This window comes from Microbacterium sp. 11MF (assembly GCF_000383475.1).
GTDB lineage: Bacteria > Actinomycetota > Actinomycetes > Actinomycetales > Microbacteriaceae > Microbacterium > Microbacterium aquilitoris.
The window spans coordinates 912,003-935,438 of record NZ_KB911460.1 but is presented as its reverse complement, the minus strand read 5'-3'; the positions used below and the strand labels follow the sequence as shown (position 1 = coordinate 935,438).

Genomic DNA, 23,436 nt, shown 5'->3' with positions numbered 1-23,436 from the left:
CGGTGAGAATCGATCTCGACCTCGTCTGCGCTCATCCCGACGACCTGGTGAACGGCCCGGACGACGCATCCCGGATGTCGGCGTCGGCCCTGACAGCCGAGGACGCATTGCTGTCGATGATCGGGGTCTCCGTCGCACCGGGAGCCGAAGACCTCGTCCGGATCGAATCGTCGAGCGTCGCGATCGTCGACTCGCAGTGGCAGGGGACGTCGGGCAGCGTGCCGGCCGGGTCCTCCGACACGGCGAAGGTCGCGCAGGCCGGCGCGCGACTGGAGGGCATCGACTGGGCCCTGAACGAGCTCTTCGGTGGTGCGACCGGCGACGCCTCGGCGTCCGAACTGCGTCAGCGCACCATCATCAAGGGTCTCGTCTGGAACGCGTCCGTCATGGTGGTGGACTGCCTGTTCGACGACGTGATGCAGTTGGCGGATGCCGCGGACGACCGCTCCGCGTGGCGCGAGACCCATGTGATCTCGCAGCTGCCGCCCCAGTACGCGACCCACTACGACCGGATGTTCGCTCAGAAGTTCCTCGCCGCGACGATCGAGGTGACGTCCCGCTTGAGCGCCTCGCCCGTCTACCCGCCGACCGTCGCCCACGAACTCGCGCTCAAGCTCGTGCTCGACGAAGCACAGCGCAACGCCGACCGCCTCGGCGGCGACCTGCCCTCGGGCTGGCGTGAGCACCTCGACACGGTCCTCTTCCAGGACCTCGACGTGGAATCGCTCTTCGCCGACCAAGACGAGACCACGAAGCGGGATGCCGCGGCCGCCACGCCTCCCCTGGATTTCGCGAGCTGGTTCATCCCCTACGCGCACGCCCCCGCTCCGGCTCCCTACGCCAGCGACGACCTCAAAGAGCCCGCCGGCCGATAGCACGATGGACCGCGTCGAGGCAATTGTCAGTTTCCGCGTCCGGCATCCCATAAAATCGGAATCCCCAGGGGGAGTACTCCGCTACGGTCGGTTCGTCATTACGGATGTGAAGGCGCATCCCGGACCACCGGTCTCGAATGTTCGGGATGGAGAAGACTCTGGCGTCATTCGTTCACGCCATCGAGGAGACTCCTGTGGAAATCACCCCCCTTGTCTGGGGCATCACGATCGCTGTCACGATCGCATTCTTCGTCTATGAATTCTTCGCGCACGTGCGCAAGCCGCACGAGCCGTCGGTCGGTGAGTCCGCCCGCTGGTCGGCCTTCTACATCGGGCTCGCTCTGTTGTTCGGCGTCGTCATCGGTTTCGTGCCCGGCTGGGGATGGGTGTACTCCGGCGAGTACTTCGCCGGGTACCTGACGGAGAAGGCGCTGTCGATCGACAACCTCTTCGTCTTCCTCATCGTGATGGCCGGGTTCGCCGTGCCGAAGATCTATCAGCAGAAGGTGCTGATGATCGGCATCGTGATCGCCCTGATCATGCGCGGTGGATTCATCGCGGTGGGCGCCGCCCTCATCGAGAACTTCTCGTGGATCTTCTACATCTTCGGGGCGTTGCTGCTGTTCCTGGCCTACCGTCAGGCGTTCGCCCACGGCGACTCCGACCCGGCCAACGGCAGGTTCATGCAGTTCGTCCGCCGCATCCTGCCCGTCAGCGACGAGTACAACGGCGACAAGCTCACGGTGAAGAAGGGCGGCAAGCGCTTCGTTACCCCGATGCTGCTCGTCATCGTCGCCATCGGATTCGTCGACCTGATCTTCGCGGTCGACTCGATCCCCGCCATCTACGGCCTCACGAACGAGGCGTACATCGTCTTCACCGCCAACGCCTTCGCCCTCATGGGTCTGCGTCAGCTCTACTTCCTCATCGGCGGTCTGCTGGAGCGTCTCGTTTACCTGGCTCAGGGCCTGGCGGTCATCCTCGCCTTCATCGGCGTCAAGCTGCTCTTCCACGCTCTGCACGTCAACGAGCTTCCCTTCATCAACGGCGGCGAGCCGCTGCTGTGGGTACCCGAGATCCCGATCTGGCTCTCGCTGCTGTTTATCGCGGCCACGATCGTCGTGGCGACCGTCGCGAGCCTCGCCAAGACGCGTCGCGACGACGCGAAGGCTCTCGCGAGCGGAACGCCCACGTCGACCCCGGAGCAGAAGAAGGAGCACAGCTGACCGATGGACAGCGACCATACGCGGACGCCCCTCACTGAGGCCGCAGACATCGAGGAGACCCGATGAACGACCTCGCCCTGAACATCGCCCTCGTCGTGGTGTTCGTCCTGGTGGGGGGCGTCTTCGCAGCCACCGAGATGGCGCTCGTGACGCTCCGCGAGAGCCAGATCAACGCGATCGCCGCACGGGGCAAGCGAGGAGCGAAGGTGGCGGGTCTGGCCCGCAACCCGAACACCTTCCTCTCCGCCGTACAGATCGGCGTGACCGTGGCGGGCTTCGCGTCCGCCGCGTACGGCGCCACCTCGATCGCCCCATCGGTCGCCCCCCTCATCGAGTCGCTGGGGGCCGATCCGGGACTCGCCCTGACGTTGGCGACGCTTCTCCTCACGCTGCTTATCGCCTACCTCTCGCTCGTGCTCGGCGAACTCGTGCCGAAGCGGCTCGCGATCCAACGGAACGCCCAGTTCGCCTACGCCGTCGCGCCCGTCCTCGACGGGTTCGCAAAGGTCATGCGGCCGGTGATCTGGCTGCTCTCCGTCTCGACGAACGCGCTCGTCCGTCTGCTGGGCGGCGACCCGCACAAGACGGGTGAGGAGATGACCGACGAGGAAGTCCGAGACATCGTCGCCAGTCACGAAGGGCTGCCCGACGACGAGCGCCGCATCCTCGAGGACGTCCTGTCGCTGCGTGGCCGTCAGCTCAGCGAGGTCATGCGCCCCCGCCCCGAGGTCACCGCGCTCGACGACACCGCGACCATCGGCGAGGCGGTCGCGCACGCCCGAGCGCTGCCGTTCTCGCGCTACCCCGTCGCGGACACCTCGATCGACGACATCGTCGGGTTCGTGCACGTCCGTGACCTCTTCGAGGCGGTCGCCGAGGGTCGGGATGCCCCCTTGTCGGGCATCGTGCGACCGATCCCCTACTTCCCGTCGACGGCGCGCGTCCTGCCGACACTCACCAAGATGCGCGCCGAAGGGCACCAGATCGCGGTGGTGGTCGACGAGTACGGCGGGACGGACGGAATCGTCACCCTCGAGGACCTCGTAGAGGAGGTCGTGGGCGAGATCTTCGACGAATACGACACCGCGGTCGCGCCCGACGCGGACCGCGAGATCATCGACGGACGTCTGAACCTGCAGGACTTCTCGGAGGCGACGGGCATCGTGCTTCCCCGCGGAGCGTCCGACACGGTCGCCGGATTCGTCATGGAGCGGCTCGGCCGCCTCGCCGTCGTCGGCGACGCGATCGAGGTCGACGGCGCGACCATCGAGGTCACGGCGCTCGATCGTCGACGGATCGCCGAGGTCCGGGTCACGACGCGCGAAAGCGCCGACCCCGACCAGGACTGACCGAGCGGCTGTGCCACCCGCGACGAGGTGAGCATGTCCCGGACGCGCAGATCTACTGAGCCGTCGCACGAAGAGAGCCCCCGCATCCTGAACAGGAGCGGGGGCTCTCTCGCGTGACGTGTCGACGGTGCCGGCTACAGGACTTGAACCTGCAACCCCCGTATTACAAGTACGGTGCGCTACCAATTGCGCCAAGCCGGCAGAGGGCCCAGTCTAACCGGGCCGCGGGGTCAGCCTTCGGGCGTGGCGGGTGCGGCGGGGGTTGCCGGAGCGGTGGGCGTCGGGGTCGGGGTCTGGTCCGTGTAGAACGCGTCGCTGGCGCTCGTCAGCACGAACTGCGAGAACTCCGCGGCATCCTTCAACGCGCCCATGTACGGCTGGCCGTTGACGAGGATCATCGGGGTCCCGGTGAGCTGCAGTCCGTCGGTGTCGGGGATCCCGGCGATGGCGCGCTCGGTGGCGTCCTTCGCCCACTGGACGTAGTCGCCGTCCTCGATGCACGAGCGGAGGGTGTCGGGGTCGCCCGCGCCCACGGCCTGCGCGAGATCGGCGAGCTCGACGTCCGAGAAGCCGTCGGTGTCCATGGCGGGCTGCCGCGTGAGCAGCTCGGTGTTGTAAGCGAAGAACACGCTCTCGTCGTGGGTCGCGACGCAGGCGGCGGCCGCAGCGGCACGCAACGAGTACTTCGTGCCGTTCGACTTGGCCGTCAGCATCGAGACGGGGTGGTAGCTCAGCGTCGCGGCTCCCTCGTCGACCCACGTCGTCAGCTGATCGACGTTCGCGAGCTGCCATTCACGGGCGCCCGGCGAGAGGTAGTCGACGTAGACGCGGATGTCGACGGGCGCCGTAGCGGATGCCGTCGGTGCCGGCGTGGCCGCCTTGTCCGAACCCGGCGTGGCTTCGACGGCGCTGTCGTCGATGGCGCCCTGGTCGGATGCCACGCCGGTGACGTCGCTCACGGCGAACCCGTCCGAGCTGGCCGTCTCGGGCGTCAGGTCGCGCCCGCCCATCGTCGACGTGACCGACCACACGACGACGGCGGCGACAGCGGCGACAGCACCCGTGGCGAGGACGCCGAGCGAGATGCGGCGAGCCAGGCGTGCTCGCGACTGTCGGACGTGAACGCGCTTCGCCTTCTCGCGCACGGCTTCGCGACGGTCGGTCGCGGATGACGGAGTGTCGCCGGAATCGGTGGACATGAAACCTCGGGAAAGTTCTGTGGTGCGGCCAACGGGCCCGGCGCCCGGGGGTGGCGCACGCTCCGATGTTAGTCAGACGCGCTGGAAAAAGGCTGACGAGACCGCATCCCTCCCCTGGCCGCGACCGTGGCATACTGAACACGCACCCGATGATGGGTGTGCGGGGAGTCCCCCCGCTCGCTTCACTACGGATCGTCCGGCACGTACCTGCCGGTGAAGGAGAAGAAACGATGGCGTCCGTCACATTCGACAACGCAACCCGTCTGTACCCCGGTGGCACCCGCCCGGCGGTCGACAAGCTCAACCTCGAGGTCGCCGATGGCGAGTTCCTCGTCCTGGTCGGCCCTTCCGGTTGCGGTAAGTCCACCTCGCTCCGCATGCTCGCGGGCCTCGAAGAGGTCAACTCCGGCTCGATCCGGATCGGCGACCGCGACGTCACCGACGTCCCGCCGAAGGACCGCGACATCGCGATGGTGTTCCAGAACTACGCGCTCTACCCGCACATGACCGTCGCCGAGAACATGGGCTTCGCGCTCAAGATCGCCGGTGTCGGCAAGGAGGAGCGTGCATCGCGTGTCCTCGAGGCCGCCAAGCTTCTCGACCTCGAGGAGTACCTGACCCGCAAGCCGAAGGCACTCTCGGGTGGTCAGCGTCAGCGTGTCGCCATGGGTCGCGCGATCGTGCGTCAGCCCCAGGTGTTCCTCATGGACGAGCCGCTGTCGAACCTCGACGCGAAGCTCCGCGTCCAGACCCGTACGCAGATCGCGTCGCTCCAGCGTCGCCTCGGCGTCACCACGGTCTACGTCACCCACGACCAGACCGAGGCCCTCACGATGGGTGACCGCATCGCGGTCCTGAAGGACGGCCTCCTGCAGCAGGTCGGCACCCCGCGTGACCTGTACGAGAAGCCGAACAACGTGTTCGTCGCCGGCTTCATCGGCTCGCCCGCCATGAACCTGTTCCCGGCGGACCTCGCCGAGGGCGGCATCCGCTTCGGTTCCGAGGTCGTTCCCCTCGACCGCGACACGGTCGGCCGCGCCAACGGCAGCCAGGTCACGGTCGGTGTGCGCCCCGAGGACATCGAGGTCGGTCCCGCCGACGGCAAGGGCCTCGCGGTCCAGGTCGACCTCGTCGAGGAGCTCGGCGCCGACGGCTACCTCTACGGCCACGTCGACATCAACGGCAAGCGCACCGACATCGTCGCTCGCGTCGACGGCCGCAACCACCCGAACGCGGGCGAGACGGTCACCCTGGCCGCCAAGCCGGGCCACGTGCACGCGTTCGACATCGAGTCGGGCGAACGCCTCAACGACAAGCCGGTCGTCTCGGCCTGATCGTCATCATCAGCAGGACCGCGGCGCGGGTGGGTCTCCGGACCTCCCGCGCCGCGGTGCGTGAGTCGGAGGTTCCCGCGTGGTCCATTCCCTGAGCATCACCGCCAGCAGCGTCGACGCCGGGCTTCTCGCCCTGCCATGGTCGACGCCCCTCGGCGAGTGGCCGAGCGACGCGATCGTCTCACTCCCCAAGGGACTCTCCCGTCACCTCGTGCGCTTCGCGAGCCTGTCGGGCCGCGTCGTCGCGGTGAAGGAGACCACCGCCGAGATGGCTCGACGCGAGTACGAGATGCTCGGGTCGCTCGGGCGTCTCGATGTCCCCTGCGTGAGTCGCGTCGCCGTGATCGACGGTCGGCGGACCTCCAAGGGCGAGCCGCTCCCGGCTGCCCTCGTGACAGCGCACCTGCGCTTCTCCCTCCCCTACCGAGCCCTCTTCACCCAGACGCTGCGCCCCGACACCGCGACGCGTCTCGTCGACGCGCTCGCAGCGCTGCTCGTCCGTCTTCACAACGTCGGCTTCTTCTGGGGCGACGTGTCGCTGTCGAACACGTTGTTCCGACGGGATGCCGGGGCTTTCGCGGCGTACCTCGTCGACGCCGAGACGGGTGAGCTGCACGAGGGCGGGCTGACTCGCGGTCAGCGCGAGCACGACCTCGACGTCGCGCGCACGAACATCGCCGGCGAGATCATGGATCTCGAGGCCGGCGGCCGACTCGAGGGCGGCGTCGATGCCGTCGCGATCGCCGACGGCATCATGTCATCCTACCGGTCGCTGTGGAGTGCCCTGACCGAGACCGAGACGTTCGCGGCGAACGAGACCTGGCGCATCACCGAACGCGTGCAGCGCCTGAACGGCCTCGGCTTCGACATCGGCGAGATGTCGATCGACGAGACTGCCGACGGCACGAAGGTCCTCATCCAGCCGAAGGTCGTGGATGCCGGCCACCACCAGCGTCGCCTGCTGCGACTCACCGGACTCGATGTCGAAGAGAACCAGGCCCGGCGGCTGCTGAACGACCTCGACGAGTTCGCGGCGCGCGTCTCACGTCTCGGCAGCGACGAGGAGATGGTCGCCCACGAATGGCTCACCCGCGTCTTCGAGCCCGTCGTCAAGGCGATCCCCTGGGAGCTGCGCAGCAAGCTCGAGCCTGCCGAGGTGTTCCATCAGGTGCTCGAGCACCGGTGGTACATGTCGCAGGCGCGTGGGCGCTCGATCCCGATCGCGGAGGTCCTGTCCTCCTACATCGACGGCGTGCTGCGGCACCGCCGGGACGAGGCGACCGTGATGGGCCCGCCGACCGAGACGACGGCGCTCCCGGTCATCACGTCCGACGTGCCCGTCAGCGACGACGACGAGGACGAGGTCGACTGGCGCGACCTCGTCTGAACGGCGTCAGTACCCGACGGTGAACCGCTCCCGTACGTGCGCGGGCGACTCGATCTCGTCGAGGACGGCGACGGCGAAGTCGGCGCCGGAGATGAAGGACTCTCCCTTGTCGTCGGTGACGATCACGTCGCCCCCGGTGCGGTACGAGCCCGTGCGCTCCCCCGGTGCCCAGGCACCGAAGCCGCCGGCCGGGTGGATGTAGAACCAGTCGCGGCCGCTCGTGTCGGCCTGGAGGTCCTCGAGGATGCCGATGGCTTCCATCGCCTCGGGCTTGATCTCGTCGGGGAAGCCGCTGTCGATGACGCGCGGGCCGCCCGGGGCGACGAGGCTGCCGCCGGCTCCGCCGATGACACCGACGCGCACGGACAGCGGCAGAGCCGCGATGACGCCGTCGACGGCCTCGCGCATCTTGCCGACCATGTCACCACGGGGCGAGGTGGCGAAGACGACGACGTCGACTCCGTCGAGTTCCGCCGCGAGGGCCGGGGCGTCGAGCATCGTGCCCTCGATGTAGGTCGCCCCCTCGATCCGATCGGCGGGGACCTTGCGCGCGACGGAGACGACGGTGTGCCCTCGACGGACACCCTCGGCGACGATGTTGCTGCCGGCGTAGCCGGTGCCTCCGATGACGGCGATACGGGTCATGATGGTTCCTCTCCTGCGGTTGGACAGTCGAGTGCCAGTCTTACCCGTCTCCCTGTGGTCGCGCTATCCGTCCGCCCAGCGGCGGCGGAGATGCGTCACTCGCTCGCTGCCCGGAGGGTGGACACCTGGTAGAGCGCGACGGATGCCGCGATCCCGGCGTTCAGCGATTCGGTCGCCGCGTTGATGGGGATCGACACGATCTGGTCGCACGTCTCGGTGACCAGGCGCGAGAGCCCCTTGCCCTCGGAGCCGACGACGATGACGACCGGACGGTCGGCCAGCTCGAGCGCGGGCAGCGACACGTCGCCGCCGCCGTCGAGACCGAGGATGAAGACGCCCTGCTTCTTGAACTCCTTGAGCGTCGTCGTCAGGTTCGGGGCGATCGACACCGGGATGCGGGCGGCAGCACCGGCGCTGGTCTTCCACGCGGCGGAATTGACGCCCGCCGAACGCCGCTGCGGCAGGATGATCGCCTGTCCGCCGAACGCGGCCGTCGAGCGGATGATCGCGCCGAGGTTGCGGGGGTCGGTGATGCCGTCGAGGGCGACGAACAGCGGAAGCTGGCCGCGCTCGATGACCTGCTCGAGCAGGTCCTGCGGGTGCGCGTACTCGTAGGGCGGGACCTTGAGCGCGACGCCCTGATGGACGCCGTCGAAGCCGGCCATGCGGTCGAGCTCCTGTCGGGTGACCTCGAGGACGGGGATCTCGCGGTTCGTCGCGATGGAGAGCATCTCCTTGACGCGGTCATCCATCTCGACGCGCTGCGCGATGTAGAACGCGGTCGCCGGGATCTTGGCGCGGAGGGCCTCGAGGACGCTGTTGCGCCCGGTCACGGTCTCGGTGTCGTCCCCGGACTTCGCCTTGGGCGCGCGGCCGCCCGTGGTCTGGCGGATCTGCGGCTTGCCGCCCGCCGCGACGAAGCGCTCCTTGGCGGCCTTGCGCTTGCCGGCGGGGTGCCAGGCGCGGTCCTCGGCCTTGGGGGTCGGGCCGCGCCCCTCGAGCGAGCGCTTGTTCTTGCCGCCGGTCCCCTTCGTGGGGCCCTTCTTGCCGCGTCCCGCGGAGGGGTTTCCAGGCTTAGCCATTGTTCAGACTCCAATGGGTCCCCGAGGGACCGTCTTCGAGGACGACACCGGCCGCCGCGATCGCGTCGCGGATGCGGTCGGCTGCCGCCCAGTCTTTCGTCGCGCGGGCGTCCGCGCGCTGGTGGATCATGGTGGTGACGAGGCGGTCCAGGGCGGTGGCCATGGACTGCGCCGTTGCCCCCGACCACTTCGCATCCATGGGGTCGATGTCGAGGAGGCGGATCATCGCCGTCACCTGACGGAGCGCGTCGTCCGCGGCGACGGAATCCCCCGCGTCGAGGGCCGCGTTGCCGCGGCGCACCGTCTCATGGAGGACCGCGAGAGCCTGCGGCACGCCGAGGTCGTCGTCCAACGCGGCCGCGAATTCGGCCGGAAGGTCCGCTCCCGCGAACCACCCGACGGATCCGTCACCGGCGCGGATGGCGCGCTGCAGGAACGAGCGGATGCGGCCGAGCGCAGCATCCGCTTCGGCGAACGTCGACTCGGTGATGTCGAGGTTCGAGCGGTAGTGCGCCGAGATGAGCGCATAACGGACCACGAACGGGTCGGTGTCGCGGAGGACGTCGTCGGCGAGGAGGAAGTTGCCGAGCGACTTCGACATCTTCTGGTCGCCGACGGTGACGAGACCGTTGTGCACCCAGTAACGGGCGAAAGCGTCACCGGCCGCGGTCGACTGTGCGAGCTCGTTCTCATGGTGCGGGAAGCGGAGGTCCAGGCCACCGCCGTGGATGTCGAACTCCGGGCCGAGGTAACGGCGGCTCATCGCCGAGCACTCGATGTGCCAGCCCGGTCGTCCTGAGCCCCAGGGAGAGTCCCATGCGGCGTCCGCGGGCTCGTCGGCCTTCGTCCCCTTCCAGAGCGCGAAGTCGCGCGGGTCCCGCTTGCCGCGCGGATCGGCGTCGGCAGCCGATTCCATGGCGTCGACCGACTGGTGCGTGAGGGCTCCGTACTGCGGCCAGGAGCGCACCTCGAAGTACACGTCGCCGGCTGCCGCGTACGCGTGTCCCGCCTGAATGAGCCGCTCGATGAGCTCCTGCATCTGCGGGATGGATGCCGTCGCCCGCGGCTCGTACGTCGGGGGCAGGATGCCGACCGCGGCATACGCGCGCGAGAACTCGAGCTCCATCCGGTAAGCCAGTGCCCACCACGGCTCGGCATCGCTCGCGTTCGCGAGGACCTTGTCATCGATGTCGGTCACGTTCCGCACGAAGGTGACCCGGCCGAACCGGTGCGCGAGCCACCGGCGGAGGATGTCGAAGCTCAGCGCCGCGCGGACGTGGCCGATGTGCGGGCCGGATTGCACCGTCGGCCCGCAGACGTACATCGTGACGTTCTCGGGGTCGGCGGGCGCGAAGTCGCGCAGCGCCTGAGCCTGGGAGTCGTAGAGCCGAACCGTCACCGGTCCATGCTACCGGGGGGTGGCATCCGAGCCCGCTCCGAGACGATAGAAAGGACGGGTGCTGCACGTGTTCGCCGTCTTGGCCGCCGCCCTCCTGTTCGGGACGACGGGAACCGCCCGAGCACTCGGCCCCGACGGGGCGTCCGCGCTCTCCGTCGGCGTCGCGCGCTCGGTGGTCGGCGGGACGGCCCTGGCCGTCCTGGCCTTCGGGCTCGCCGCCGCCCATCGCCGCCGGGCGCCACACGGGCCGCGGCCCGCCCTGTCCTGGCGACCGCTGGCTCTGATGGCCGTCACCGGAGTGGCTCTCAGCCTCTACCAGCCCCTCTTCTTCCTCGGGACGCAGACGAACGGTGTCGCGGTGAGCACGGTCATCGCGCTCGGCTCCGCGCCCGTCCTTGCCGGCATCCTCGAATGGATACTCTCGCGCCGTGTGCCGTCGCCCCTGTGGATGGCCGCGACCGCCCTCGCCGCGATCGGGGTGGTCCTGCTCGGCCTCGGAGGCGGAGGCGGCACGGGCGGTGTCGACGCGCTCGGCCTCGCCGCCGCCGTCGGCGCGGGCGCGTGCTTCGCGGTGATCGCGAACGCCCAGCGTCGTCTGCTCGACGCCGGCTGGGACGCCTTCACCGTCGTCGGAGCCATGGGCGTCGGCTCTGCGCTCGTGTGCGCGGCCGTCATCCCGTTCGTGGATCTGTCGTGGGCCCTCACGCCCCCCGGCATCGCGATGGCGCTGTGGCTCGGCCTCGCGACGATCGCCGTCGCCTACGCGCTCTTCACCTGGGGACTGCAGGGTCTGACGGCGGCGACCGCGGCAACACTGACCCTCGCCGAACCGCTCACGGCGACCGTGCTGGGCGTCACCGCGCTCGGCGAGACCCTGTCACCGCTCGCCGTCGCAGGCCTCGCGGTCCTCGCCGTCGGACTCGCGACGCTCGCGTGGGGGTCCCGCCGCCCTCGCGACCCTCGACCGTACGCCGTGGAGGCCTGAGGTGGCCGCGCCCGAGGATCTCGACATCCGCGTGGACGACCTCACCGGGGAGGCATCCGTCGCACTCGTCCGGCAGCACCTGGCGGGCATGCACGAACTCAGCCCCGCCGAGAGCGTCCACGCGCTCGGTGTCGCGCAGCTGCAGGAGCCGTCCGTCACGGTGTGGTCCGCCTGGCGCGGCGGAGAACTCGCCGGGATCGGTGCCCTCGCATTCCTCGGCGACACCGACGGCGAACTGAAGTCGATGCGCGTCGCCGCCGCCCACCTCGGCACCGGTGTGGGTCGCGCGATCCTCCGCCACATCCTCACCGATGCTCGGTCGCGCGGGCTCACCCGGGTGTGGCTCGAGACGGGATCGGATGCCGGGTTCCTGGCCGCGCGCACGCTGTACGCCAGCGAGGGGTTCATCGAGTGCCCTGCGTTCGGCGACTACCTGCCCGATCCGGCGTCGACGTTCATGACGCGGGCGCTCTGACCCGTCCGCTCAGGCGGGGAAGACGACAGCCACCGCGAAGGCCGCGACACCGTCGCCGGTGCCGGTGAAACCGAGCCCGTCGGTCGTGGTCGCCGACACCGAGACCGGTGCCCCGAGGGCTTCGGAGAGCACTCGCTCGGCTTCGACCCGGCGGGCGGCGAAGCGCGGACGGTTGGCCTGCACCTGGACACTGACGTTGCCGACCACCCACCCCGCCTCGGCTGCGAGGGCGCGCGTCCGCGCGAGGAACGCCGCCGCGTGCGCCCCGGCGTACTCGGGCTGAGCCGTCCCGAAATGCGTGCCGATGTCGCCGAGCCCGGCCGCGGCGAGAACCGCGTCCACGATGGCGTGGGCCACGGCATCCCCGTCGGAGTGCCCCTTGAGCCCGGGCTCGCCCGGCCACTCCAGACCGGCCAGCCAGAGCGTGTCGTCACCGCCGAACGCGTGCACGTCCGTCCCCATCCCGACGCGCGGGATCGAGGGCGAGGCCGGCGACGCGGCGCGAGGGACCGGCTCGACGAGCGCGCGGGCGCGGTCCAGGTCGGCGGTCGTCGTGATCTTGAACGCTCGCTCGTCTCCCGGCACCGTACGCACCTGCGTGCCGGCGGACTGCAGGAGGGCCGCATCGTCGGTGTGGTCGGCTGCGGCATCCCGATACGCGCCGTCGAGGACCGCGCGTCGGAACCCTTGGGGCGTCTGCGCCGCGGCGAGGACGGAGCGGTCGACCGGCTCCACGACGACATCGTCCGCGACGCGCTTGAGCGTGTCCACGACCGGGAGGACCGGGATGACCGCGTCCGAACCCTCCGCGACGGCGTCGATCACGCGCGCGAAGACGTCCGGCGGGGTGAGCGCCCGCGCCGCATCGTGGACCAGCACGATCTCGACATCCGCCCAGACCGCGGCGAGGCCCGCCGCGACCGATTCCTGACGCGTCGCCCCGCCTGCCACCACCGACACCAGATCACGGCGCCCACCGGCCGCGCCCAGGGCCTCCGTCGTGGCGTCGCCGACGCGGTCGTCCGGGGCGACGACGATCACCTGCGCCTCGGGAGCGTCGAAGACGCCGCGCAGGGCGTGACGGAGGATCGTGTGCGCGTCGATGCCGACGAAGGCCTTCGGCGACCCTGCTCCAAGACGCGTCCCCGATCCCGCCGCGACGACGATCACGGCCACACGCGGAACGGGGATGATGCTCATGCCTTCGAGCGTACCGAGCGATCGGGCGACGGACGGCGGCGCAGGAGCAGGACGGCGACGCCCAGGAGGAGTGCGCCGACCGCGGCGATCGGCAGATCGAGGAACCACTCCATGACCGCGAACGGCGGAAGGAAGGCGCACACCCACGCGAGGCCGACGACGATCGGATGCGGGGTGGGACCGAGCGTGCCGAGAGCCTCCCACTTCGCGATCGCGAGCGACAACGCCAGGAGCACCCCGAGCACCGCGACGAACAGGACCGGTCGCGACCACCACCACTCCGCGGAGGCCGGAGTCGGAGCCGCGCCCGGGATCAGCAGACTGAGACCGGTCAGAGCGAGCATGACGGGCAGGTGCCACAGGTAGATCGTCATGAGGCGCGACCCCAGCACGAAGACGACACCCTGCATCGGCCGGAGCGACATGAGGCGGGTGAGGAGCGGTTTGAGCAGCCTGAGCAGGCATGCCTGCGCGACGCCCAGCACGACCAGCGGCACGGTGGGAGGGTTCAGGTTGCCGAGCATGCTCGCCGAGTACGGCCCGATCGCGGTGAGCGGCCAGAGCGCCGCGTAGCACGCGGCCGCGACGCCGACCAGGACGAGCGGATGCCGACGGTCGAACCATCCGTCCGCGTACCAGAACCCAAGTTGCTGGACGAGCGGCCACACGAAGAGCAGGTTGAGGAGACCGATCTCGGGGATGCCGATCGAGAAACGGGCCGCATCGACGAGGACGACCCCGGCGGCGAGGACCGCGAGGGTGAGGACGGGACGATGCGCGTGGCACGCGGCGAGGAACGGAACCGCGGCCTGGCACAGCAGATACGCCGCGAGGAACCAGAGGGGCGATCCCGCGCCGATCGCGGCGTCGGCCACCAACTGCGGCGGCAGACCGGCAGCGGTCGCGACGCCGAGGACGATCGCGAAGAAGAGGAACAGCGGCAGGGCCGGCTGAGCGAGTCGGAGCGTGCGGGTGCGGATGAAGCCCGCGGCATCCCCGCCCTTCGTCGTCCACGACCGCCATCCGGTCGCGGCGGCGAAACCCCCGACGACGAAGAACAGCGGCATGATCTGCCCGACCCAGGTCGCGGCGTTGAACCAGGGCTGTTCCTCGGCGGGACGGGATGCCACGAGGCCGCCGTCCGGTCCGGGGCCGATCCCCACCTGCACGAGGTGGACGACGATGACGAACAGGACGCACACGACCCGCGCGAGATCGAGCGTGAGATCGCGGCGTGAGAGGTCGACGGCGGCGGGCGCGGCGCGGGTGGTCACCGCCTCATCATGCCGGTCCCCTGCTCACTCCGCATCGGAATGCGCCCGGACAACGAAGAACGGCCGGCTGGTGGGCCGGCCGTTCTGTCGACGTCTCAGGAGGCGAGGACCTCGTCGAGGACGGCGGATGCCTTCTCCTCGTCGGCCTTCAGAGCCAGGGCGATCTCGGAGATGAGGATCTGCCGCGCCTTCGCGAGCATCCGCTTCTCACCCGCGGAGAGACCGCGGTCCTGATCACGGCGCCAGAGGTCGCGCACGACCTCGCTCACCTTGATGACATCACCCGACGCGAGCTTCTCGAGGTTCGCCTTGTAGCGACGCGACCAGTTGGTCGGCTCCTCGGTGAAGGGAGCGCGAAGGACGTCGAAGACCTTCTCGAGCCCGTCCTTCCCGATCACGTCACGGACGCCCACGAGATCCACGTTGTCCGCGGGGACCTCGATGATGAGGTCTCCCTGGGTGACGTTGAGCTTCAGGTATTTCTTCGTCTCGCCCTTGATGACGCGATCCTTGACCTCGATGATGGTCGCAGCGCCATGGTGCGGATAGACGACGGTTTCGCCAACCTCAAAAAGCATGCAGTTGTGTCCTTTCGGCAACCTCCAGAATACCACAGGCGACATACGCTAGAGTTCGCCGCCCTCCTGCCCGACGCCCTCGCCGCGACCCCATAGGATGAGAGGGTCGCCGTTCGTGTCATCTGGAGGATCCGTGAAATCGCGTCTCATCGCGTCCCTCGCCCTGGGCGCTGCTGTCGTTCTGGGCACCACCGGCTGCAACATGCTGGCACCGCAGGCGACGACCATCCAGTACTCCGCGTCCGACGGCGTCAACGTCCCCGACTCCGGCCCGCTCAAGGTGCGCAACGCTCTGATCATCGCGAACGAGGACGGCACGCTCGGCAACCTGGTCGCCGCCGTCGTCAACAGCACCGAGGACGACCTGACGCTGAACGTCTCGATCGACGGCCAGGCGCAGAAGCTCGAGGTCGGTGCGAACTCGTCCGTCTCGCTCGGCGTCGACTCGGCCGCCATGCTCTTCGACGACGTGGGCAAGCCCGGCGCGGATGTCGACGTGTCCTTCCAGTCCGGCGAGGGTGAAGGCGTCCGCATCAGCGTGCCGATCCTGGACGGCACGCTCCCCTACTACACGCAGTTCGTTCCGACCCCGGCCGCGACGGCGACGCCCGCGAGCTGACCCGCGCGCACACGAAGTAGGCCCCCACCGCAGCGGTGGGGGCCTACTTCGTGTCGGGCGATCAGGACTCGAATCGGTATCCGAGGCCGCGTACCGTCAGAAGCATGACCGGCTCGCTCGGGTTCTCCTCGATCCGCGATCGGATGCGCTTGATGTGCACGTCGAGCGTCTTCGTGTCGCCGAAGTAGTCGCTCCCCCACACTCGGTCGATGAGCTGCCCGCGGGTGAGGACACGGCCGGCGTTGCGCATGAGGAGCTCGAGGAGCTCGAACTCCTTCAGCGGCATGGAGATCTCCTTGCCGGCGACGGAGACCGTGTGACGGTCGATGTCGAGGGTCACCCGACCCCCCTCGATGACGCGGTCGTCGACGTCGAGGTCGTCGCTCTCGCTGCGGCGGAGGACCGCCCGCATGCGCGCCAGCAGCTCCCTCGAGGAGTAGGGCTTCGTGATGTAGTCGTCCGCCCCCAGCTCGAGACCGACGACGATGTCGACCTCGCTGTCCTTGGCCGTCAGCATGATGATCGGCACCTTCGAGGTGGATCGGATGACGCGGCACACCTCGGTTCCCGGCATCCCGGGGAGCATCAGATCGAGGAGGACGATGTCGGCGCCCCGGGACGTGAAGGCGTCGAGGGCCAGGCCGCCGTCCTCGGCGATCTCCACCTCGAAACCCTCCCGACGGAGGAGGTAGGCCAACGGGTCGGCGAGGTCGGGTTCGTCTTCGACGATCAGGACTCGGGTCATGGTGCGTTCCTTCTGGCGGGCGCCTTCGCGCCGGTCTTCTTCGGTTTCTTGTGCTTGCGGGGGATGGTGAGCTCGGAGGTGGCGACGAGAGGCAGGCGGATGGTGAAAGTCGACCCCCGTCCGGGGCGGGACCACAGTTCGACGGAGCCGCCGTGTCGCTGCACGGCGTGCTTCACGATCGAGAGACCGAGGCCCGTCCCGCCCGTGCGGCGGGATCGTGCCTGGTCGGCGCGGTAGAACCGCTCGAAGATGCGCTGCTGATCGCTTTCGGGGATGCCGATGCCGTGGTCCGCCACGGCGATCTCGACCGCTCCGTCCGCCGTGCGGACCCCGACGCCCACCTGCGCTCCCGCCGGCGAGTAGGCGATCGCGTTGGCGAGGAGATTGCTGACGGCCTCGGTGAGGATCTGCGGATCGCCGCGGACGAACAAGCCCTTGTCGCCGCCGCGCGCGACAGTGATGCCGGCGGATTCGGCGGTGACCGCCTGCGACTCGATGGCCGACCGCACCACCTCGTCGACCGAGACGTCGCGCATCTCGGCGATCTCGTCGGCGGACTGCAGGCGGGACAGGTTCATGATGCGGGAGGTGAGCTGTCCGAGGCGATTCGCCTCGGCGCTGAGACGGCGCGCGAAGTGACGCACCTGCTCCGGGTCGTCCGAGGCCGACTCGATCGCCTCGGCCAGCAGCGTCACCGCGCCGACCGGCGTCTTCAGCTCGTGGGACGTGTTCGAGACGAAGTCGCGCCGCATCTGCTCCACACGTTCGCGCTCGGTGATGTCGCGGATGACGATGAGGGTGAGCCGCGGGGTGATGACACTGGCGCGGGCAGCCACGACACGCGGCTCGACGCCACGCTTGAGCGTCATGTTCTCGAAGGCCGGAAGACCCGTCTGACGGGCGTTCCGGACCAGCAGGCGCAGTCGATCCGAGTCCAGGCTGTCGTTCACGCGCAGAGAGAAGACCTCGGCGGTCGCCGACGCGGCGAGGACGAGCATCGACGGATCGACGACGACGGCCGCGTCATCCATCCCCTGCAGGACCGAGGCCGTGCCCTCCGGCAGATCCGTCGACGTCACCAGTCGGGTGCGCTCTCGCGCCCGTACGGCGTAGACGACGAGGCCCACGGCGCCGGCGCCGACCAGGAGCCCCACGACGAGCGCCAGCAGCTCGAGCTGCGTCGAATCCATGCCCCCAGCGTAAGGTGGTCGCACCCCCGCAATCGGACGGATATCGGGCCGTGCGCCCCGCACCGCCGACTGTTCACCGTGTCGGCACCGACCGTTAACCTGAGCGCGGGAGGATCGCCGAGGTCTCCGCGCGACAGGTCGCGCCCCTCACCCGCCCGCACGAAGAGAAGGTGCTCCATGCGCGAAGTTTTCCACCAGTCCCTCGAGGACGTGCAGACCCGTCTCGTCGAGATCTCCGACCTCGTCACCGTCGCGATCGAGCAGGCGACCCGCGCCTTCGCGACGAGCGACGTCGCCCTGGCCGAAGAGGTCATCGACAACGACAAGGTGATCGACGACCGGGCCATCGAGCTCGATGAGCTCGCCATCGAGATCCTCGCCCGCCAGCAGCCGGTCGCGCGCGACCTGCGCATCGTCGTCGCCGCGCTCCGCGTCAGCGCGTCGCTCGAGCGGATGGGCGACATCGCGGAGCACATCGCCCAGCTGACGCGCATGCGCTTCCCAGAGCGCGCCGTCCCCAAGGGGCTCAAGAACACGTTCACGAAGATGGGCGAGATCGACACCGAGGTGGCCCGCACACTGGCCGATCTCCTCCGCACCGAGGACCTCTCGCTCGTGAACCGCCTCCACGAACTCGACGACCAGCTCGACGCCCTGCACCTCGCCGTCTTCGAGAAGGTGCTGAGCGACAACTGGCAGGGCGAGGCCTCCGCGACGGTCGACGCCACCCTGGCCTCGCGCTACCACGAGCGCTTCGGCGACCACGCCCTCTCCGTCGCCAAGAAGGTCTCATACCTGGCGACCGGCACGTGGGCGGCCGACCCTGAAGGTGTCGACGCCGAGGTCTGATCTCGCTCCGGGTCCGCCCGGACGACGAAGAGCGGATGCCGCGAGGCATCCGCTCTTCGTGTCTTCCGAGGTGTGCGGCTTACTTCTTGCCCTGCGAGGCGACCGCGGCGGCGCCGGCGGCGGCGGCCTCGGGGTCGAGGTATTCGCCCGGCCCGAGGGGCTCGAGGTTCTCGTCGAGGCGGTACACCAGCGGGATGCCGGTGGGGATGTTCAGCTCGGCGATGTCGTCGTCGCTGATGCCGTCGAGGTGCTTTACCAGTGCGCGCAGCGAGTTGCCGTGGGCGGTGACCATGACGGTCTTTCCGGACTTCAGGTCGGGGACGATCTCGCTCTGCCAGTAGGGAAGCAGACGGTCGATGACGATCTTGAGCGACTCGGTGCGCGGAACCTCGCCGTCGATGCCGGCGTACCGGACGTCGCCCACCTGCGTGTAGGGGTCGTCGTCGGAGATGTCCGGCGGCGGCACGTCGAACGACCGGCGCCACAGCATGAACTGCTCCTCGCCGAATTCGTCGAGGGTCTGGGCCTTGTCCTTGCCCTGCAGCGCGCCGTAGTGACGCTCGTTGAGACGCCACGAGCGCTTGACCGGGACCCAGAGACGGTCGGCCGCGTCGAGCGCGATGTTGGCGGTCTGAATGGCTCGCGACAGCACCGACGTGTGGAGGATGTCGGGGAGCAGGCCCGACTCCTTCAGCAGCTCGCCGCCGCGCTGGGCCTCCGCTTTGCCCTGGTCGGTGAGGCGGACGTCCACCCAGCCGGTGAACTGGTTGGACTTGTTCCACTCGCTCTGACCGTGCCGAAGAAGGATCAACGTGTAGGGGGCTGTCATGCTCGCAATCCTACCGGCGCAGGCGATGGGATCATGGGGTCATGACGCGTTCCGAGCCGGTCGTGGGGCAGGTGACCCGAGGGACGACGAACACCAACCGGCTTCGCCGTGTGGACCGCTGGATCGCGCGGCATCCGATCCTGCGACGGACGGCGGATCCGCTCGTGGTCGACCTCGGCTACGGGGCGAGCGGCGTGACCGCGTTCGAGCTCGAGGCGAGGCTCCGCCACGCTCGGCCCGACGTCGAGGTGCTGGGGCTCGAGATCGAACCGGCGCGCGTCGCTCGGGCGCGGGAGCAGCTCGCGCGCGTGCGAGCCGGCGACGGGGTTTTCGCCCCGGACGCGCGGGTGTCGTTCGCGCGCGGTGGCTTCGAGGTGCCGGTGCCGGGAGACCGTCGGCCCGCCGTCATCCGAGCGTTCAACGTGCTGCGGCAGTACGACGAGCAGGACGTCCCCGGGGCGTGGGCACGAATGGCGGCGCGACTGCGTCCCGACGGCATGCTCGTCGAGGGGACGTGCGACGAGCTGGGGCGCATCTCGACGTGGATCGAAGTGGGACCGGATGCCGCACCCCGCAGCCTCACGATCTCTTTGCGACTCGCGGAGCTCGACTCCCCCGCGATCGCCGCCGAGCGTCTGCCGAAGGCGCTGATCCATCGGAACGTCCCCGGCGAGCGCGTGCACGAGGTGATCGATGCGCTCGAGCGGGAGTGGACGCGCGCCGTCGCGGCCTCGTCGTTCGGTCCCGTCCAGCGATGGCGCTCGACTCTCGAGGCGTTGGCCGGCGCCGGCTGGCCGATCGGCTCGCGCTCGCGCTGGCGGCTGGGTGAGTTCACCGTGCCCTGGGAGGCCGTCGCACCGCGGTGACGGGGTGCGGGAGGCCGTCGCACCGCGGTGACGCGGTGTGCGTGTCACACTCGCGGGAGCAGCGCCCTCGCGTCGGCCGGGCTCAGCCCGGCCGCGCACAGGAGATCGGTCGCGAGAGGGCGAAGCGCGGTGACGAGAGTCTGATCGCCCAGCGAACCGTCGGGCACGAGCGCCACCGGGTCGAGGCGGGCGGCGACGGCGGTGAGCAGCTCGCGCGCGGCGGGCTCGAAGGTGATGTCGGTCAGGGAGGACTGCAGGAGATCGGCGCCACGCGTGAGGTCGAGGAGCAGATCCGCTGCGACGTCGCGCGTGCGACCGTCGTCGACGAGGTACACCGAACGACGGGCGACGACGCGGAGGTTTCGCACCGCGAGGTCCATGCTGATCCGCATCCGCTCGTAGCGTGCGAGTTCGAACCGCTGCCGCCGGAGGAACGGCGAGATGCGCGCGATGGCGATGCCGGATTCGACGGACGTCCGCCAGTCGTCGACGAGCGTCTGCAGACTCCGCGCCTTCTCGAGCCCGCGCTCCGCGCGCACACGACTGCCGCGACGCAGCCCCTGCGCGACGGTGCCCGCCGCGCCCTGGAACGCGTCGAACAGCCGGGCCGCGTCGGTCAGCGCGGTGCGGACAGGGCTCCGCGGGATGAGGGCGGTCACCAGAAGGGCCATCGCCCCGCCGATGAGGGCGTCGAGAAGACGGAGGAACGGCACCTGCGCCGGTACGACGACGACGATGATCGACTGGATCGCCGCCGCGATCGCGAACCCCGCCTGCGGAGACACGAACCGGGCGATCGACAGACTCACCGCGAGCGTCAGTGCCAGCTGCCACCAGCCGCTCCCGGCGGTGACGACGACGAGCTCCGCGACGAACACGCCGAGCACCATCCCGATGACGGTCTCGAGCACCCGCCACGGCCGGGCGTCGCGGACCAGGCCGAGGCTCGAGATCGTGACGGTCGCCGCGATCAGCGGGGCAGGATGCCCCAGCCCGTAATGCGCGATCGAGAACGCAGCGCTCGCGGCGACGACCAACTGCACGATCGCGACGGCCGACCCGCGCAGGCGCGCCCAGCCCTCCCGCGGATACTTCCGGACGGTGGGCACCGGAGCCGTGGCGGTCGGTTCCCCCGTCATCGTCAGCGGCGCTGGGAGAGTCGGGGCAGACGAGGGACGGATGCCGCGCGCCCCGCATCCGGTGGCACGACGACCTCCTGCGCGGCAGCGACCTCGCCGTCGCCGACCTCGACGGTCAGTGCGGCGTCGACGGGCACCGAGCGCTTCACGATCGCCAGCGCGATGGGACCTTCTTCGTGGTGACGGGCGACCGAGGTGACCGCGCCGACGTCGGCACCGTCGAGGCGGACGGCGCTGCCGACGGTCGGGAGCTCGGCATCCGACCCGTCGAGCTGGAGGAAGACCATGCGACGCGGCGGATGCCCGAGGTTGTGGACCTTCGCCACCGTCTCCTGCCCGCGATAGCAGCCCTTGTCGAGGTGGACGGCCGTGCGCAGCCAGTCGACCTCGTGCGGAAGGGTGCGTCCGTCGGCTTCGGCGCTCGCGCTCGGGCGCCAGGCCGCGACGCGCAGCGCGTCGGCCGCAAGGTAGCCGGCCAGTCGGACGTCGCCGCGGACGGCCGCCGCGGCGAGATCGTCCCAGGCGGCGCGCGGGACGACGGCTTCGGCCCAGTCTCGGTCCGCCCCGGGATGCGGCTGCGTCGCCGCGTACCCCCACCCGCCGACGCCGACGTTCGGCCATGGGTCACGCCAGACGACCGCGGCACCGAGCACGCCGACCGCTGCACCGGTACCCGCCACGACGCCGAAGTCGGCCGACGCATCCTGCGGATCCACGCGCAGCCGGAACCGCATGCGCGTCAGCCAGGTCAGCAGCCCCTGGGCGCGGTCCCGGTCGACGATGAGCCACGTCCGCTCCCCGTCATCGACGACGGATGCCGCGTGCTCCACGTGCCCCTGCGGGTCGAGCACGAGCAGCTCGGTGCCGACGGCGGGGGCCAGCGAGGTCAGCGCCTGCGAGGTGATCGAATCCAGCCACGTGAGCCGATCCTCACCGGCGACGGTCAGGACGACCCGGTCCTCAAGGGGCACGATCGCCGCACCGGCGGCGAGCTCGCGCTGCTCGCGGACCGGGTTCCCGAGGTGGGCGAGGCCCCGGTCATCGACGACGGCGCCGGGGACGGCCGCGAAGGCGTCGCTCATCACTGGACCTTCGCGAGCCGAGCGGAGGCGTGCGACGAGAGTGCGGACCCGAGGGCGGCGACGTCCCACGCCCAGAGCAGGTGCCCGTCGACGAGCCCGTACATCCGGGTCGCCGACGCGTACTCCTTGGCGCCGGCGGGGCGCACGATGGCGTCCGTCGCGATGTCGATCCGAGGTCCGCGGACCTGACCGAGGTAGAGCTCGCTGATCCCGTCGGAGTGGACGAGGGCCACCGTGATCTCGAAGCCGCCCGCCTCGGTGCGAAGCTCCTCGACGTCATGGACGGAGCGCGGCTCGGAGCGAGGGGCGAGGGCCGGAAGGAGCGCGGGACCGGCGTCCGCCTCGGTCGCAGGACGCGAGAGGCGCCAGTAGCCGGTCTCGGCGACGAGGTCGGTGCGGTTACCGTCGGCATCCTCGAACCAGGCAGTCGCCGAGTAGTTCAGGGCGTCGTCGCCGTCGTGGCTGAAGCTCACGCGGTGCGAGAACTCACCCGACATCGTCCGGCCCTGCGCGTCGTACTCGAGAACGCCGGTGCCTTCCCAGACACCCAGCAACCAGGAGAGCGGGACCAGATCAGCCGGAAGGTCCGTCGGCAGATCGATCACGAGCTCAGCGCTGACCGCGGTAGAGGTTCCAGACGACGACGCCGGACACGAACGCGATCGCGAGCGATGCGAGGCCGAGCAGCCCGACGAAGAAGAGTTCGAGTGCGACGAGATCCATGCCGTCCACTTTAGCGGCCGGATGCGGCCTCACGGTCGGCGGACGACGCGGTCACACCGAGGCAAGGAGTTCGGCCAGCGCGAAGCCCGCGCCCAGCAGCCCCATGACCACCAGCGCGCCGAGCACACTGGCCGAGATCCGGAGGATGAAGCCCTGCGAGCGCCCCGTCGCCAATTGGACGGCGAAAGCCAGGAAGAAGGAGAGCCCGAGGCCCACGAGCAGCCATGCCCCGCGCCAGTCCGGTTCGACGAAGATCCCGATGGCCAGGGCGATGAGAGCCGCCGCCACCCAGACGGCGATGACACCGGCGGCCCGCGAGCGGGGAAGGATCTCGGGCGAGGTCATCCCCCCATTGTTGCGCACGTCCCGGCGGTGCGCAGGGACGC

Annotated in this window: 24 protein-coding genes and 1 tRNA gene; 10 read left to right on the top strand and 15 right to left on the bottom strand. The window is 69.8% G+C overall.

All coding sequences use genetic code 11. The features are described from left to right. Positions 1-2 precede the first annotated feature (2 nt). From H286_RS0111525 to H286_RS0111515, 3 genes are all read left to right on the top strand, one after another. Positions 3-875, top strand: a complete 873-nt coding sequence (locus H286_RS0111525) for a hypothetical protein (RefSeq protein WP_231370947.1) — start codon at positions 3-5, stop codon at positions 873-875. A 194-nt stretch (positions 876-1,069) separates the two neighbouring features. Next, a complete protein-coding gene (locus tag H286_RS0111520; protein WP_028497499.1) occupies positions 1,070-2,101 on the top strand; it encodes a TerC family protein in 1,032 nt (343 codons plus the stop codon). 62 nt (positions 2,102-2,163) lie between these two features. Then, positions 2,164-3,450: a hemolysin family protein gene (locus tag H286_RS0111515; RefSeq protein WP_020098268.1), complete on the top strand. Its 1,287-nt coding sequence runs from the start codon at positions 2,164-2,166 to the stop codon at positions 3,448-3,450. 128 nt (positions 3,451-3,578) lie between these two features. Here the strand turns inward: H286_RS0111515 and H286_RS0111510 are convergent. Together H286_RS0111510 and H286_RS0111505 are read right to left on the bottom strand one after the other, a co-directional pair. Next, a tRNA-Thr gene (locus H286_RS0111510) sits at positions 3,579-3,651 on the bottom strand. 29 nt (positions 3,652-3,680) lie between these two features. Continuing rightward, a complete protein-coding gene (locus H286_RS0111505) occupies positions 3,681-4,649 on the bottom strand; it encodes a DsbA family protein (RefSeq protein WP_020098267.1) in 969 nt (322 codons plus the stop codon). Between the two features lie 230 nt (positions 4,650-4,879). Here H286_RS0111505 and H286_RS0111500 point away from each other — a divergent pair, with 230 nt between their 5' ends. Continuing rightward, the gene (locus tag H286_RS0111500; protein ID WP_018187157.1) at positions 4,880-5,983 is read left to right on the top strand and encodes an ABC transporter ATP-binding protein; all 1,104 of its coding nucleotides are present in this window, start codon (positions 4,880-4,882) and stop codon (positions 5,981-5,983) included. Between the two features lie 79 nt (positions 5,984-6,062). Then, a complete protein-coding gene (locus tag H286_RS0111495) occupies positions 6,063-7,370 on the top strand; it encodes a DUF4032 domain-containing protein (protein WP_018187156.1) in 1,308 nt (435 codons plus the stop codon). Positions 7,371-7,376: 6 nt separating this feature from the next. Here H286_RS0111495 and H286_RS0111490 read toward each other — a convergent pair whose 3' ends face one another. From H286_RS0111490 to cysS, 3 genes are all read right to left on the bottom strand, one after another. Next, positions 7,377-8,015 (bottom strand): NAD(P)-dependent oxidoreductase, encoded by a 639-nt coding sequence (locus H286_RS0111490; protein ID WP_020098266.1) that lies wholly within the window; start codon positions 8,013-8,015, stop codon positions 7,377-7,379. Positions 8,016-8,110: 95 nt separating this feature from the next. After that, positions 8,111-9,097, bottom strand: coding sequence for a 23S rRNA (guanosine(2251)-2'-O)-methyltransferase RlmB (rlmB, locus tag H286_RS0111485; protein ID WP_018187154.1), 987 nt, complete (start codon positions 9,095-9,097; stop codon positions 8,111-8,113). Beyond that, entirely contained in the window at positions 9,090-10,496 is a 1,407-nt protein-coding gene (gene cysS / locus H286_RS0111480) for a cysteine--tRNA ligase (protein ID WP_020098265.1), read from the bottom strand. Before cysS ends, rlmB begins: the two co-directional genes overlap by 8 nt. Before the next feature lie 58 nt (positions 10,497-10,554). Here cysS and H286_RS0111475 point away from each other — a divergent pair, with 58 nt between their 5' ends. Both H286_RS0111475 and H286_RS0111470 read left to right on the top strand, forming a co-directional pair. Continuing rightward, entirely contained in the window at positions 10,555-11,481 is a 927-nt protein-coding gene (locus H286_RS0111475) for a DMT family transporter (RefSeq protein WP_020098264.1), read from the top strand. A 1-nt stretch (position 11,482) separates the two neighbouring features. Continuing rightward, positions 11,483-11,956 (top strand): GNAT family N-acetyltransferase, encoded by a 474-nt coding sequence (locus H286_RS0111470; RefSeq protein ID WP_020098263.1) that lies wholly within the window; start codon positions 11,483-11,485, stop codon positions 11,954-11,956. A 9-nt stretch (positions 11,957-11,965) separates the two neighbouring features. On the opposite strand, the gene ispD is transcribed toward H286_RS0111470, so the two are convergent. From ispD to H286_RS0111455, 3 genes are all read right to left on the bottom strand, one after another. Further along, positions 11,966-13,156, bottom strand: coding sequence for a 2-C-methyl-D-erythritol 4-phosphate cytidylyltransferase (ispD, locus tag H286_RS0111465; protein WP_020098262.1), 1,191 nt, complete (start codon positions 13,154-13,156; stop codon positions 11,966-11,968). After that, on the bottom strand, positions 13,153-14,430 hold the full coding sequence (locus H286_RS0111460; RefSeq protein ID WP_020098261.1) for an acyltransferase family protein: 1,278 nt from the start codon (positions 14,428-14,430) through the stop codon (positions 13,153-13,155). Before H286_RS0111460 ends, ispD begins: the two co-directional genes overlap by 4 nt. Positions 14,431-14,525: 95 nt before the next feature. Beyond that, positions 14,526-15,008, bottom strand: a complete 483-nt coding sequence (locus tag H286_RS0111455) for a CarD family transcriptional regulator (protein ID WP_018187148.1) — start codon at positions 15,006-15,008, stop codon at positions 14,526-14,528. 133 nt (positions 15,009-15,141) lie between these two features. Between H286_RS0111455 and H286_RS0111450 the strand changes: the two genes are divergently transcribed. After that, entirely contained in the window at positions 15,142-15,627 is a 486-nt protein-coding gene (locus H286_RS0111450; RefSeq protein ID WP_020098260.1) for a hypothetical protein, read from the top strand. Between the two features lie 61 nt (positions 15,628-15,688). Here H286_RS0111450 and H286_RS0111445 read toward each other — a convergent pair whose 3' ends face one another. Both H286_RS0111445 and H286_RS0111440 read right to left on the bottom strand, forming a co-directional pair. Beyond that, positions 15,689-16,372, bottom strand: coding sequence for a response regulator transcription factor (locus tag H286_RS0111445; protein WP_018187146.1), 684 nt, complete (start codon positions 16,370-16,372; stop codon positions 15,689-15,691). Next, positions 16,369-17,562: a sensor histidine kinase gene (locus H286_RS0111440; RefSeq protein WP_018187145.1), complete on the bottom strand. Its 1,194-nt coding sequence runs from the start codon at positions 17,560-17,562 to the stop codon at positions 16,369-16,371. The genes H286_RS0111445 and H286_RS0111440 overlap by 4 nt, the downstream gene beginning before the upstream one ends. 177 nt (positions 17,563-17,739) lie before the next feature. Here H286_RS0111440 and phoU point away from each other — a divergent pair, with 177 nt between their 5' ends. Next, positions 17,740-18,411, top strand: coding sequence for a phosphate signaling complex protein PhoU (gene phoU / locus H286_RS0111435; RefSeq protein ID WP_018187144.1), 672 nt, complete (start codon positions 17,740-17,742; stop codon positions 18,409-18,411). Between the two features lie 79 nt (positions 18,412-18,490). On the opposite strand, the gene H286_RS0111430 is transcribed toward phoU, so the two are convergent. Beyond that, positions 18,491-19,240, bottom strand: coding sequence for a phosphoglyceromutase (locus tag H286_RS0111430; protein ID WP_018187143.1), 750 nt, complete (start codon positions 19,238-19,240; stop codon positions 18,491-18,493). Positions 19,241-19,281: 41 nt separating this feature from the next. Here H286_RS0111430 and H286_RS0111425 point away from each other — a divergent pair, with 41 nt between their 5' ends. After that, positions 19,282-20,106 (top strand): class I SAM-dependent methyltransferase, encoded by an 825-nt coding sequence (locus H286_RS0111425; RefSeq protein WP_018187142.1) that lies wholly within the window; start codon positions 19,282-19,284, stop codon positions 20,104-20,106. A gap of 44 nt (positions 20,107-20,150) precedes the next feature. Here H286_RS0111425 and H286_RS0111420 read toward each other — a convergent pair whose 3' ends face one another. From H286_RS0111420 to H286_RS0111400, 4 genes are all read right to left on the bottom strand, one after another. After that, positions 20,151-21,245, bottom strand: a complete 1,095-nt coding sequence (locus tag H286_RS0111420) for an FUSC family protein (RefSeq protein ID WP_026302891.1) — start codon at positions 21,243-21,245, stop codon at positions 20,151-20,153. Positions 21,246-21,247: 2 nt separating this feature from the next. Beyond that, complete coding sequence (gene ygfZ, locus H286_RS0111415; RefSeq protein ID WP_018187140.1) at positions 21,248-22,327, bottom strand: CAF17-like 4Fe-4S cluster assembly/insertion protein YgfZ; 1,080 nt, start codon at positions 22,325-22,327, stop codon at positions 21,248-21,250. Next, entirely contained in the window at positions 22,327-22,932 is a 606-nt protein-coding gene (locus H286_RS0111410; RefSeq protein ID WP_018187139.1) for an FABP family protein, read from the bottom strand. The genes ygfZ and H286_RS0111410 overlap by 1 nt, the downstream gene beginning before the upstream one ends. A 169-nt stretch (positions 22,933-23,101) precedes the next feature. After that, on the bottom strand, positions 23,102-23,395 hold the full coding sequence (locus H286_RS0111400) for a hypothetical protein (protein ID WP_018187137.1): 294 nt from the start codon (positions 23,393-23,395) through the stop codon (positions 23,102-23,104). Between the last annotated feature and the right edge of the window lie 41 nt (positions 23,396-23,436).